The organism is Moraxella sp. CTOTU49803, from assembly GCF_032097965.1.
Lineage (GTDB): Bacteria > Pseudomonadota > Gammaproteobacteria > Pseudomonadales > Moraxellaceae > Faucicola > Faucicola tetraodonis.
In genome coordinates this window covers 131,485-144,758 of the sequence record NZ_DAMCJP010000002.1, presented here as the reverse complement: position 1 = coordinate 144,758, position 13,274 = coordinate 131,485, and the positions used below count along the sequence as shown (strand labels likewise).

Sequence of the window (13,274 nt, the reverse complement as noted above, 5' to 3'; positions counted from 1 at the left end):
GGGAAAAACAATCACCATAAAAATGGCAAAATCATAGCATTATTTCACCCAATAATAAAGTAAATCGCTTGAATTGCTAAGTACTACCAAGATTTTGCAGCCATCCTATCGCTTTATATTCAAAGCGGCTGATTAGTTGTAACCGTTCTGTCATGAATCAGTCAAGCCACTGTCACATATCCCCTTTACCATACTCAGCATAATTGTTTCTGCATTATTTCAATAAAATTTATTTCGTAGCCAACTGCTAACTGCTATCAGCAAGGAATTCACTCATGACTGAAGTTAATCAATTAAACCAAACCATTAGCCGCCGTAATGTCATTCGTTTTTTGGCAGGGGTGCCTGCGTTGCCACTTGCCACAGGCTCTGTTGCCACCTTATTAACAGGTTGTGATAGTGATAGTGATACTAATAGCACAGCAGGCATACTCAATAATACACAAAAAACCATTAAAGCGACTGAATTTGTCGGTATGGCTGCACCAAATTTATCAAATCCCGCCAATATGGCAACGGTGTATGTGGATTCAAAGCTAAAAGCAACCTTTGATGACAATACCACGACTGACTATAAGCTGCAGTACCAACCGTTTTTTAAAACAGGCGATAAATTAAAAGACTTAAAGGGTAATGACATCATTGCAGGCGGCTATTTTGATATCTATAACAAGCCTATCATGGATAGCTCAGTGCTAGCCTCTACGCGCCAGTTTTTCTCTGATTGCCCCGATGGTTCTTCATTATTGACAGTTAAAGGCGCGCGCGTGGCAGGGGTAACAGGTAATACCGTATTTGCGGTAGTGCAGTTTGAATATACAAGTAAAGACCAAGCAGGCAGCAATACTTACGGTACACTACCTTCACCCATTGCGGTAGTGACGCTTGACCAAAACCCACAAACAGGCGAACTCAAAGTCGTCAAATACCACAACGTGGATATGTCAAAAGTGTATGGGTTATGGATTACTTGTGGTGCATCTCTCTCACCATGGAATACGCATTTGTCATCAGAAGAGTATGAACCAGACGCTTTCATGGCTAAAAGCAGCGCCCAATTTAAAGCATTTAGTAAAAACTTATACGGTGATGAAACCAAAGCAAACCCATACCACTATGGTCATATACCAGAAATCGTAGTCAATGCGGATGGGTCTGGTATCGCGAAAAAACATTTCAATCTAGGTCGTACCTCTCACGAACTGATTCAAGTCATGCCTGACCAACGTACTGCGTTGATGGGTGATGACTTCACTAACAGTGGTTTATTCATGTTTGTTGCCGATAAAGCAGCTGACCTGTCTGCAGGTAACCTCTATGTTGCCAAAATCAGCCAAACGTCAGCCAAAGGCAGCCCTGCGGCTGCCAGCGATTTTAGCATCAAATGGATTCATTTGGGACATGCGACCAGCGCTGAAATCGAAGCCTTAGCCAATACGGTAGTACCAACCGATATCATGGATGTCAAATACACTGACCCCAATGATACCTCTTACAAAAAAATCGGCTATGACGGGGCAAGTAACTGGGTAAAACTTGCGCCAAATAGCAAATTACCGGCAGACAAACTCACCCAAGCGGCTGCATTTTTAGAAACCCACCGCTACGCAGCGCTGCAAGGTGCGTCAATGGCGTTTACCAAAATGGAAGGCACCACGGTCAATATCAAGGATAAAATTGCCTACTCTGCCATGTCGCGCATTGAAAAATCCATGACCACAGACGAGTACGATGTCAAAGTGGCTCAGCTAAAATCAGGCGCGGTGTATGCCCATGAGCTTAAAGGCGGTCAGGTTGATAACAATGGTAAAGCGATTAACTCTGAGTGGGTCTCTACCCGTATGTATGTACCTGAAGGCTTAGCAGGGGAAGATATTACCAAAGATGCGCTCGGTAATACATCTAACATTGACAAAATCTCTTGCCCCGACAACCTAAAATTCTCTGAAAAAATGCGTACCTTATTTATCGGTGAAGACTCTGGTTACCACGTTAACAACTATCTTTGGGCATACAATGTTGATACCAAAAAATTAGCGCGTATCTTGTCAACACCAGCAGGGGCTGAGTCTACGGGTCTACACGCGGTTGATGAAGTCAATGGCTATACTTATATCATGTCAAACTTCCAACACCCAGGTGATATGACATTTGTCCCCGCCGTTGAGACAGCAGTTCGCCCGCTCATTAACCAAAACTTCAAAGATGGCTACAGTGCTGCGGTGGGTTATTTGGCGTTTAAAGCTTAATACCCTGCCAAGCGATGATATAAAAAACCCAGTCATTGACTGGGTTTGTTATTTTGCTTTGGCAATGACAGCTAGTGAATTTGCGTTTCAATATGGGTTTCAATATGCGATTCAATAAACGCAATAAAATCCTCTGCGATATGCGTGCCGCATTGGTCGTCAATCTCACGCACACAGGTGGGGCTAGTCACGTTAATCTCTGTCACTTTACCACCAATCACATCAAGTCCGACAAAGTACAAGCCTTTTTGTAGTAGCACAGGCGCCACTTGCTCAGCAACTTGGCGCTCTTGCGCTGACAGTGGCATGGCGACCCCACGACCACCTGCGGCTAGATTACCGCGCGTTTCGCCTTGGCTTGGGATACGCGCCAAGCAATAATCCACGGGCTTACCACCGACAATTAAAATGCGTTTATCGCCGTCCTTGATTTCGGGCAAGTATTTTTGCGCCATCACAGGCAAGCTTTCAAGCTGGGTTAGCATCTCAAGGGTTGAGCCGATATTAGGGCTATCGGCGGTCAGACGAAAAATACCCATTCCCCCCATACCATCAAGTGGTTTGACGATGACATCTTGGTGGGTTTTGATAAAATCACGGATATGGGTTTGTTTGTTGGTCACAATCGTCGGTGTCATCAGCTCAGGAAATTGCGTCGCAAACAGTTTTTCGTTACAGTCACGTACGCTTTCTGGGTTGTTGACCACCAATACACCTGCTCGCTGAGCGTATTCTAGCAAGTACAGGCTATACAAAAACTGCATGTCAAACGGCGGGTCTTTACGCATCAAGATGACGTCAAACGCCGTAGCAGGCTGCGTGGTTTTTTCACCCAGCTCATAAAAATGCGCAGGGTCTTTAAACGTTGTGAGCGACTGGCTATCAATTTGCAATGCGCCATTATCGAGCCACAAATCGTGAATTTGGCAATAATGCGCCGTGTGACCACGATCTGCAATCGCCCACAGCATCGCAAGCGTGGTATCTTTTTTGTAGTTGATGGTGTGGATATCGTCCATGACGATCAGAAAATTCAATGGTTTCATTTAGTATCCTTGTTAGTATGCTTGTTCAATTTTATCAATTGTTCATTTTGCTATTAAAACATCGATTCGACCGCATTGCCATTGTTATCGTAGCGCATACCGCTGGTCGGTTGTTCATTGGTAAACCAAAAATGGTATTCAGGATTTCCCGCTTGGTTGTAAACAATCGCTTCTTGTACCCCACCCTGACGGAACAACACTTTTTGTTTGATACGGCTATCGGACAATCGATACGTCACCCAACCATGATATAAACCGTTAACCAAATCGGTGCGAAGCTGGGTCACAAAGTTTGGGTAGTAGACCACCAAAAATTCATCAAAATAACCATTTTTCACAAAGGTGGTAAATTGCTCCCCTTCTGGCATCACGCCATTATAAGGACCATCGGCAATGCCTTGTGGCGCAGCTTGCGGCGATTTTGGCGGCAAGATAAGACTATTTAACGCATCATAAAACGGCTGCTGGTCAGTTGCCACATTGACAATTGCAGGCGGTTTGCTACCCTCTGCCATCAGTTCATTAATACTACTACAACCTGCAAGCGCAAATAATATTGCCGATAAGGTAAGTGCAGTGCCGACACGCAAAAGGTGTGCCGTTGTTAGTGTGGTGGGCAAGGCTTTTGTCAACATAGCCGTCCTCTTCAATGGTTAATTTAAAAATAATCTATGGTTAACGGGGTTGGGTGATGATGTTTATATAACATGATGTAAAAAACTATCTTGTTAAACAATTATCACTCAGGATGATGGCAACCGCTTATTGAACGCCGTATTGCTCGCGGTAGGCTTGCATTTTGGCAAGTTCCTCCTGCGTGCCATTTTTGGCGACATACTCGGTAATGTCATCCATCGTGACCAAGGCAAGTACCGGTACATTGAGGCTTTGCGCCAATTCTTGAATGGCAGATTGTTCGCTTTGACCTTTTTCTTTACGATCTAGCGCAACGATAATCCCCGCGACTTTGGCCTCTGATTTTTCTAGGAGTGCTACGACTTCGCGCATCGCCGTACCCGCGGTCATCACATCATCAATCACCCAAACCGATTTGCCTTTGAGATCGGCGCCAACCAGCATACCGCCTTCCCCGTGGTCTTTGGCTTCTTTGCGGTTGTAGCCCCAATCGGCATTGATTTGGTGATTGTTCCATAGTGCTTGCGCGGTCGCCGCCACAAACGGAATACCTTTATATGCTGCCCCAAAAATCACCAAATCGCTACTATCGGTAGATTGTAGCTGCTTGGCAAGGGCATCCGCATACCCATTTGCCAACACCGACAACAGCTCACCTGTTGATAACAAACCTGCATTAAAAAAATACGGGCTTATACGACCTGATTTTAGGGTAAATTCGCCAAATTTTAATACGTTATTTTTGAGTGCCACCTCAATAAAATGCTGAGGAATAAACTGCGGTGCGTGAGCGGCTTGGGTTTGAGCTGATTGGGTTTGGGATGCTTGGGCTTGAGATGATTGGGACATACGCGACTCCAAAAAAGAACAAGTTAAAAAATACTATTAGCCGCCTGTGATTGGGTTTTGCGAGCTAATGGTAATAGTACGTTTGCTGATGGCTGTTTGCTTACCCACTTGCCAATCCATGGCAATGGCGGCGAGCTCAACATGCTTCGGTTCGATATATAAATCGTCATGCCGGGTCAAAAAATGCAATTGCGTGCGATGCGTCTCGATGTATTGATTGATAGCATCAGCCAAGTCTTGCAAGGTGATTTGTGGGTTGAGTGATTTGCGTGATTTGCATTGGCATAGCAAAAACACACAAAGCGCAAGATGGTACATTTGTCCCATCAGATACAGTTTGGTTTCGATATTGAGTAGCGCTTGGTTATAGGTTGCGTCAGACTGTGTACTGGGGGCATCGTTAGCTTGATGTGCGCAGGAATTTTGCACTGTCTGCTGTGAGAAGGATGTTGTAAGCGTATTCATAATCGCTAAATGCGGGTATTGACCCATCACCTCTTTCATCAGTGAAATACTACTATCATTGACGAGCTGTGGCAACAAAGATAACGGTAAATGCAATGACGGGTGTTTGCTTTGGCTGCTATTGGCCTGCTGTTGCTGCTGCTGGATAAAGTGCCGCATCTCAATGCTTTGCTCAGATAGTAACTGCTCTAGCATGTCAGGTTGATGACTTTGCGGATTTTTTTGCGCCATTTTTGTTGTGTTATCCCTCATTGTGTAGGGCTTGGCAACGTCTTTTACACTAGCGGTGATGTTGTTGGTATCCGCCACTGGCAATGAAAGCGGTTTTTGCATATAGACGTCAAGGGTGTGACGCGCGGGTATGACGCGCTTATCAATCGGGCGACAAGGATCGGGCAAAGCCAATCTTTCTGCCTCAGTCATCACATTGGGATGGCGTAGCTGGTGTTTGTCTTTAACAACTTGGTTTTTTGCGGCTTGGCGCTCGGTGTTGGAATACGTCATGGCATACACGGCTATAAAATCACTGATAGGTGAATGATGAAAAATTTTTGTTGAAACCCACCACCCATCACTAATCGCCTAAAGTCGACAAAATATACTGATAGCCTGACTGCCAATCTGGGTAGTTGAACCAAGTAGCTGGCAAGTTAGTGATAATGCGTTTGCCCGTTGTTGGCTCCATATAGGGCAGCGATAAGCTCAAGCCCTGTGCAGTCGCCAAATAGTTTAGCACAGTATAGAGCGGGACTGGCGCGTTATCTGTCGCCAAGTAAACTGGCACGGTTTGACCGGCATTGATGACAGTGACAATGATACTCACCAAATCTGTATCCATAATACGATTAGTCCATGTATTGCTCGGATAATCGCTCGCCATATTTGGCGACTGCGCTGCTAACTGTTTTGCCATGGTCAGTAGACGCAGCCGTGACTGCCCATAAATCCCACTTGGACGAATGATAACGCTCTTATCTTCAAAGTGCTGCTGCAACAACTGCTCAGTCTGCAAAATCACTTGAGACGTTGCACTCGCTGGCGCGAACACAGGCGTATTGATATCAATGATTTCGCCCGCGTTTTGTCCGTAAACGCCTGTCGAAGAAATAAATACCACACGCTTAAGGTTTGGCAGATGGTCACCCAATCGCACCACATGCTCGGCAATCGCATAATAACTGTCACGGTAACCTTGTAGCGACAAGGTATCTGGACTGACAATAATGCAGATTTGGCTAATTTGGCTTGACCATTGACTTAGCTGCGCAATGGCTAACGTACGCGCATCACTGGCAACAAAATGTAGATTTTGCTGATATAGATTGTCACTGTCAGGCGGCAGCTTGGCTGTCATGGGGTTACAGAAAACCAAATCTGTCGGCGTGGAGCGGCTGACACCAATCACGCAATGCCCCTGCAGCGCTAATTGCTTAGCAACTGGTAAACCAATTTTGCCCAGTCCAATCATTAAAATGGTTTGCATCATGCTATGACCTATCGAGAATGGCATTAAAAAAGCCGACTATTTTTAATCGATGTATTTTTAACCGATTTATTGTTGAAAACGCATCGATAAATCAATGGCTTTGATATGCTTCGTCAACGCACCCATTGAGATAAAATCCACCCCTGTTTCTGCCACTTGGCGTAGATTGGTAAGGCTAATATCACCTGAAGCTTCAAGCTGGCAAGGCTTGCCAAGACTAGCAACCAGCTCGACCGCTTTTTGGGTATCTTCAATGGTAAAATTATCGAGCATCACGATATCAGCATTGGCAGCGATGGCTTGATGCAACTCATCAAAATTTTCCACTTCAACTTCCACTGGCTTATTGGCAATCTGACGCGCCTGACTGACTGCTTGGGCGATACCGCCACACGCCATGATGTGGTTTTCTTTTATTAAAAAGGCATCGTATAGCCCGATACGGTGATTATTGCCGCCGCCACACAGCATGGCGTATTTTTGCGCATGGCGTAGCATTGGGAGGGTTTTACGGGTGTCTAACAATTTGGTCGGTAGTTCTGCGATGACCGCCACATGGTTGGCAACCACAGTGGCAGTAGATGATAAAGTCTGTAAAAAATTGAGCGCGGTACGCTCACCCGTCAGTAGCGCCCGGGTGTTACCGATGAGCGTCACCAAAACTTGATTGGCTGCCACAGCGTCACCATCTTTGACTGCCCAATCAAGCTGCATATTGGGGTCAAGCTGGCGAAATACTTCATCCACCCATGCCTTGCCCGCGACTACCATCGGTTCACGACAAATAATCGTTGCCGTATCGCGCTGTGTGTCAGGTATTAACTGGGCATTAATATCACCAGTGGCGATGTCTTCTTGCAGCGCAAGTGCGACTTGTTTGGCGATTTCAATACGTAGTAGTGAGCTAATGTGCGGCGCGGTGGTCGAGGTGTCACTAATGGTTTGGCTAGCAGCAGGCATGCAAATAATCCCTTATTTTTGATGGGGTATTTTCGATGAAGTATGTTTGATTGTATTATCGCTTATTCTTTGGGGGCTTGGGTAGTAGTTTGTTGATATAAACGCAGGGCAATCAACGCCAAAGCCGCTACAATCGCGGCGAGCACACCCCACAGTGCCCATTTTTTGTAGCGTTCAAATGACGCGTTGGGATTGTTCAATGCCTCGATATTTTGCATTTGTCCTTCAACGGTATTGCCGAGGCTGGTTAGTTGTTGGTTGGAGAGAGTGATATTGGGTTGTTGTAATACACCTGGCTCGTTAATCACCAGTCGGTAAGGCGCTGTGCCTTGTGCTAAAAAGTACATCTCATACATGGGCGTTAACAGATCAACTGGTAAATCATCTTGCTGCATTTGACCGCCCAATTGCAGCGACTTGGTCAACGTGGGTTGCCAACTGACCGTGGTATGGTTTTTATCAATTTGTGAATTGGCTAAAGTTTTATCATTACTTACATTGACGGTTTTGTTGATTTTAGCCAATTGATTGGCTTCTTGCTCAGGTACGTTGATGCTCACTTGCCACAGCTGATTTTCGGGGACAAAAAAACTCACCCCTGTGGTCAACATGGGTTGAGCAAGGCTAAGCCGCCATTGGTTGGCGTCATCTTTGGTTTTTGAAAAATTGGCGCGGGTCAAGAAGAAACTTGCCTCACTCACCATGCGATTTAAGCTTGCTGCCTCAAGATTGATAGGCTGATTTGCCACCACTTGCCAATACCGATAATTGGTTTGCTGCGGCTCGATGGCAATAGCATTGCCTGTCGCTATCGGCTGATTGGTACCGTCAGCTTGCGGCGCTACCATTTGGCTATGTTGAGTAGCCTGGCTAGGTTGACCACGTTGGCTAGAGTCAAAAGGGCTGACCACCGTTTGGCTGACCATCTGCCAGCTTTGCAAGTCATCACTGCCATAAATTTGCAGTTGTAGTGGGCGCTTGCTGGGCTGGGCTGAATTCACGGGTAAAAATTTTAGCCAAAGATTGACTGCTTGCGCGGTTGATAAAGTAGATTGATTTTTGGCAAAGTTGGGATTGGTTAACCACCAAGTTCTGACTGGGCTATTGGTAACAGCGGCGACTTGGTTTGAAGGTAAATTGCTAAGGTCAATGTTAATCGATTGTTGATTGTCTGGGTTATCAAGCTGTACGGTCAACGCATGGCGTAATTTTTCCACCGCATTGGGGTTATCTGTCTCCACGCTAACTATTTGCAATACTTGATTGACAGATGATTGTTTACTGACAGGGCGAATCGCCATCGGCATAATATGACCTTTGGCATCAATCAAGCGGTAATTTTGTTTATCGCTAATAGTTGCCCCATTTTGCTGCATGATTAAAGCTAACAAACTGGGCGTTAACGACGAAAATTTTACCAGTTGGGCGCTGTTGGGGTTGTCCTCTTGATTTTCTCCCGGTAAATCAATGTCGATTGCAAAGCTATTTTGCAATGCCTCAAAGCCATAGCTGAGACTGTCAGTGTCATGCTCTTGCTCTGAATTGTCAACGATGGCAGGCGCTACCGTGGTGGTGGTTTTTTGCGAGGCGACAGTGACGGATGCCGTTTGCGTAGGGTTTTGGGCATCTGCCTGCGTGTAAATGATAGCTACTAACAATAACGGCGAAACTAAAGTTGCCGACAAGATACAGGCGCGGTGTTTGGCTAATCTCACGTGACAGTGCTTATTTTTTTTCATTTTTACTTCATTGTTAATTTATAGTTACTATAGAATTCATAGCCCCTATATAATAGCTACTGTATAATTGATATGACTTTACAAGCTAACCGATTGCGATGGACATTGACAAAAACCCAGACCAATCAGACTTAACCAAAAAAACAGCGTAGCGTGTGTTTGGGTTATTGATATAAAGCCGTCAGTCATAACTAATCTAAAAAATTTGGAAAGCCTAACATTACATGGTTAGCATCAGTAGACAGTAACAACATTAATTTTTTATGTTAGAAACGCGATAAGTGTTTTTCTAACTTATTGATAGTAATTAGATTTATACTTTAATTGCTGTTGCACTTTGCCCTATAAAGATATTAACAATACCCATTCAAAACTTCTATACCGTGCTACAAACCACTAACAAGAGAACCGATATTTTGGATAAATTCTAGCCAGATGTTACAATTTAAAGACAATTAGCCAGCAAGTCTTTGTGCATTTAGCTAAGCCCGCCTGCCGTAAATACGAAAAATAACCCACGTTACTCACGAGCTTTAGCAGGGGTCTACTTAGCTTTTTTTGGCTGCATTGGGTTTGCCTGAATTGAGTTTACCTGCCTTAGGTTTACTTGACTTAGGCGGTAAGGGTGCAAGATAACCAATGACGAGCATCAATAAGCCTGCCCCGATAAAAGACACCACACGCAGTACCGCACTGGTATTCGACATATCAATCAATACCAACTTGGCAACCACAATGGTCAATAATGCGATACCGGCAAACCATACCAAGCGAATGGCTTTTTTGTTTGCCAAGAACATCAATACCATCGCAATGACGGTCCATAAGATAGTCAGCCCCGTCTGTACCATACTGACTGACCAAGCACCATTTTCCCACGTCGGCGTGCCCCAAACGCTGGCAAACCCACGCACCAACATACTACTGACTGTCACAAATGCCCCTAGACCGCAAACCACCAAAACGATAGTACGATAGGTGTTATCAATTTTGAGTGCCACATAAGATTGGTACAGTAAAATACTGATTAAGGTCAAATCCAGTGGATTGAGCAGCGGCAGATAAACGCCCAATAGCTGACCGTCTAACGAGAAATTGGCAGATAAACTCCAAATAAAGGTCATCGGTACCAAAATATAAGCGCTGTGTTTCAGTAGCGTATCAACCTCTAACCAACCAAGCAAACGACCACCAAGCGCCTGCAATCTTGGCAACAACAACAAACTCATCAAACCAAGCACAGCCAACACGGTCGGTAAAATAGTGATAATGGCTCGAAGCTCTTGGGCATGCTGCCAATAGTTAAATGGCACTTGTTGCAGCATCCAAGTTAGCATGGCAATCAGTGTCAAAAACCAAACGAGCGCGTCAACGCTTGTATCCAGTCGGTCGCGGTGCCAGCGACTAAGCAGCCACGCGCCTAGCAATTTTGCGATGGCTAAACAGCCAAGCATGGCGAGCAAATAACGCCCCAACCCGCTAAATGCTTTGATGTGATAATCGTTTAGGTCTACAACCGTCTCGACCTTAACGTGGGTGAGACAGACTAGCACCCAGCTTATCATCGCAAACGGTAAAATCAAGCGGCTCACCTTACGCATACTGCGCCAAACAAAACGCTGATGTATCAGTTGTCCCACAATTAAAAATACCGCCATAGCCACGGCAAGTTTGATAGTGGTGGTTTTGCCACCGTTGTTCCAAAAGGGGTCAGCGGATAAAATCGCCGACAGATACAGCACAAACCCAACAACCACAAGCGCGGTTGCAACAAAGCTGTGACTAGCATTATCAGCAATTTGTTGAACCCTTTTAGGCGTGGTTTTGACTGCCGCAGGTTGAGTTTGAGGCTGAGGTTGGGCTTTAGCTTGGAGTGTGGCTGCCGTTTGGGATGTGGCTGCCGCGATATTGACCCTGTGCTGACGCAAAATAAAAGCAGACAGCAGCACACACGCTGTCAATACGGTCAGTGGCAAGGTGGATGAAGCCGCCACTATAGACATTTGGTGCGGGACAGATAATTGATCCAGTAGCCCATACCAATGCCGCATGAGGGTATCAAAGCCCACCAATAACAGGATACTAAAGCCTTGCAATGCCAACCCAAAATATACCGTCCAGCGTCTTTGGGTACGCGCACCGAGCCACACCAATGCAGCACCCTGCACTGCCCAACCGATACTAATCCATTTGGCTGATAGCGCCAGTGGTATCACCAGAGCCGAGAACCCACAGCCGAGCGCAAGGCTGGCTTCAATCAGTAGCTCAAAGCTGTTATCAAATTGGTTGTTGGCTTGTGGGTCACCTGCGATGCTACGGCGATGATGTTTGAGCAGCCACAATCCTAGACTCAAATAAATAGCCGATAACGCACTGCTAGCAAAGGCCAGATGATAAGGCAAATCATTGAGCAAGCTTGCCATCAGCCCAAACCCTAGTAACGCGGTGCCAAACAACAATCCTGAATCTATCGATATAATCGGGCGTTTGGCTACTCCCGTGTTCATTTGTAGCAGCGTTTGGTTATAACTCACGACCTGCTGAGAGTATCTAACCGCAATAAACAAATACAGCGCCATGTGCCCAACCACTAACCCCAGCAGTTGCCAGCGTAATGACAGCCAGCCTGCACCTGCACTATTGCCACTAAATGCACGAAATCCCCACACGTACGCAAGCCCAAAAGTCACCACTAGGCTTAGTGCATTGAGCAATTTCCAAGTGCGATAATGGGCAATCACCGCAACCGCTATATTGAGTAGTAAATAATAACTAAATAACATCACCACACTACCGTCAGGTCGGCTGACCAGTATCGGCGCAAAAAACGCCCCACCGAACGCCAAGACCGCAAGCGGTAGCGCATTTTGCCACACCGAAAACATCACTGTTAACCCTGCCAGTAACGCAAGCACGCCGAAGGTTAAGGTTGATGTTAGTAGTCCATACAATTTAAAACTTGCAAACACCGTCAAATAAATCACCGCAAAGCCGACACCTTGCAAAGTCAACCCATAACTGCGTTTTTTGGCAGTGGTGCGATAACCGACTACCGTTATTACCAAGCCACCTAACGCTACCAGCGCCATGCGCACAGGCATCGATACCTCAATATATTGGCTGGCAAGTTTGAGTAATAACACCACGCCTACTAGCAATACCAGTGCACCCACACGCACCACCAAGTTCTCCCCAAAAAACCATTGGGTGGCACTTGCCCAAAGCGATGTCACAATATTGGTAGCACTTTCATCATCTTTTAAAGAAGGAGATGATGGCTGTGATACGCTAGGTTTATGCGGTGGGGCTGCGTCATTCACTGACGGCGGCGTTGCCGTTGGCGGAGCTGAACTAGTCGAAGCGTCAAGCGTATTCGCCATTGGCAAAGAGTTTAATGTTGGGAGTGGCACTGGAAGGGGCGCTGAGACTGGAGCTTGACTGATGGACTGAGTGATAGGGTCAGTAATAGGTTTAGTGACAGGCTGATTTTGGCGAATATCGCTTGCCGATTGCTGGGTAGATGATGGCTTTGCCTCGCTGCTTAGGATATACACAGTTGCCATAACGTCAGCGAGTTGTTTTTGCAGGTTGTCGAGCTTGGATTCAAGTCGGGTAATTGCTTTTTGTTGGACAAAAATTTTATAAAGCGCTCCCACCACTGCCAGTATCAACGCCGCTATAATCGTATCCATCAGATGTCCTACCCTTGTTGTCAGCTTAGCGATAGCATACCATTTTTTTTCCAAATTGCTTTTTTTTAACTGTGTCTTTCGGTTAAGGTGAAGATAAGACCAATTTTATGCTAAATTAGCCACAGCATTGAGTAGCGTTTTACCAACTATTT

General features: G+C 45.7%; 9 protein-coding genes. 1 reads left to right on the top strand and 8 read right to left on the bottom strand.

Annotated elements, in window-relative coordinates:
- The first annotated feature begins 275 nt into the window (after positions 1-275).
- Positions 276-2,249, top strand: coding sequence for a PhoX family protein (locus RT422_RS04760; RefSeq protein ID WP_313421502.1), 1,974 nt, complete (start codon positions 276-278; stop codon positions 2,247-2,249).
- A gap of 71 nt (positions 2,250-2,320) precedes the next feature.
- Here the strand turns inward: RT422_RS04760 and gshB are convergent, their stop codons facing one another.
- From gshB to RT422_RS04720, 8 genes are all read right to left on the bottom strand, one after another.
- Complete coding sequence (gshB, locus tag RT422_RS04755; RefSeq protein ID WP_313421501.1) at positions 2,321-3,295, bottom strand: glutathione synthase; 975 nt, start codon at positions 3,293-3,295, stop codon at positions 2,321-2,323.
- A 53-nt stretch (positions 3,296-3,348) separates the two neighbouring features.
- Positions 3,349-3,930 carry a hypothetical protein gene (locus RT422_RS04750; protein ID WP_313421500.1) on the bottom strand — a complete coding sequence of 194 codons (582 nt, stop codon included), beginning with the start codon at positions 3,928-3,930 and terminating at the stop codon, positions 3,349-3,351.
- A gap of 127 nt (positions 3,931-4,057) precedes the next feature.
- A complete protein-coding gene (pyrE, locus tag RT422_RS04745; RefSeq protein ID WP_313421499.1) occupies positions 4,058-4,780 on the bottom strand; it encodes an orotate phosphoribosyltransferase in 723 nt (240 codons plus the stop codon).
- A 36-nt stretch (positions 4,781-4,816) separates the two neighbouring features.
- Positions 4,817-5,749: a hypothetical protein gene (locus RT422_RS04740; protein ID WP_313421498.1), complete on the bottom strand. Its 933-nt coding sequence runs from the start codon at positions 5,747-5,749 to the stop codon at positions 4,817-4,819.
- Positions 5,750-5,819: 70 nt separating this feature from the next.
- A complete protein-coding gene (locus tag RT422_RS04735) occupies positions 5,820-6,731 on the bottom strand; it encodes an NAD-dependent epimerase/dehydratase family protein (protein ID WP_313421497.1) in 912 nt (303 codons plus the stop codon).
- A 66-nt stretch (positions 6,732-6,797) separates the two neighbouring features.
- Positions 6,798-7,691: a carboxylating nicotinate-nucleotide diphosphorylase gene (nadC, locus tag RT422_RS04730; RefSeq protein WP_239741468.1), complete on the bottom strand. Its 894-nt coding sequence runs from the start codon at positions 7,689-7,691 to the stop codon at positions 6,798-6,800.
- 62 nt (positions 7,692-7,753) lie between these two features.
- Entirely contained in the window at positions 7,754-9,430 is a 1,677-nt protein-coding gene (locus RT422_RS04725; RefSeq protein WP_313421496.1) for a DUF3999 family protein, read from the bottom strand.
- Between the two features lie 548 nt (positions 9,431-9,978).
- On the bottom strand, positions 9,979-13,122 hold the full coding sequence (locus RT422_RS04720) for a DUF2339 domain-containing protein (RefSeq protein WP_313421495.1): 3,144 nt from the start codon (positions 13,120-13,122) through the stop codon (positions 9,979-9,981).
- Between the last annotated feature and the right edge of the window lie 152 nt (positions 13,123-13,274).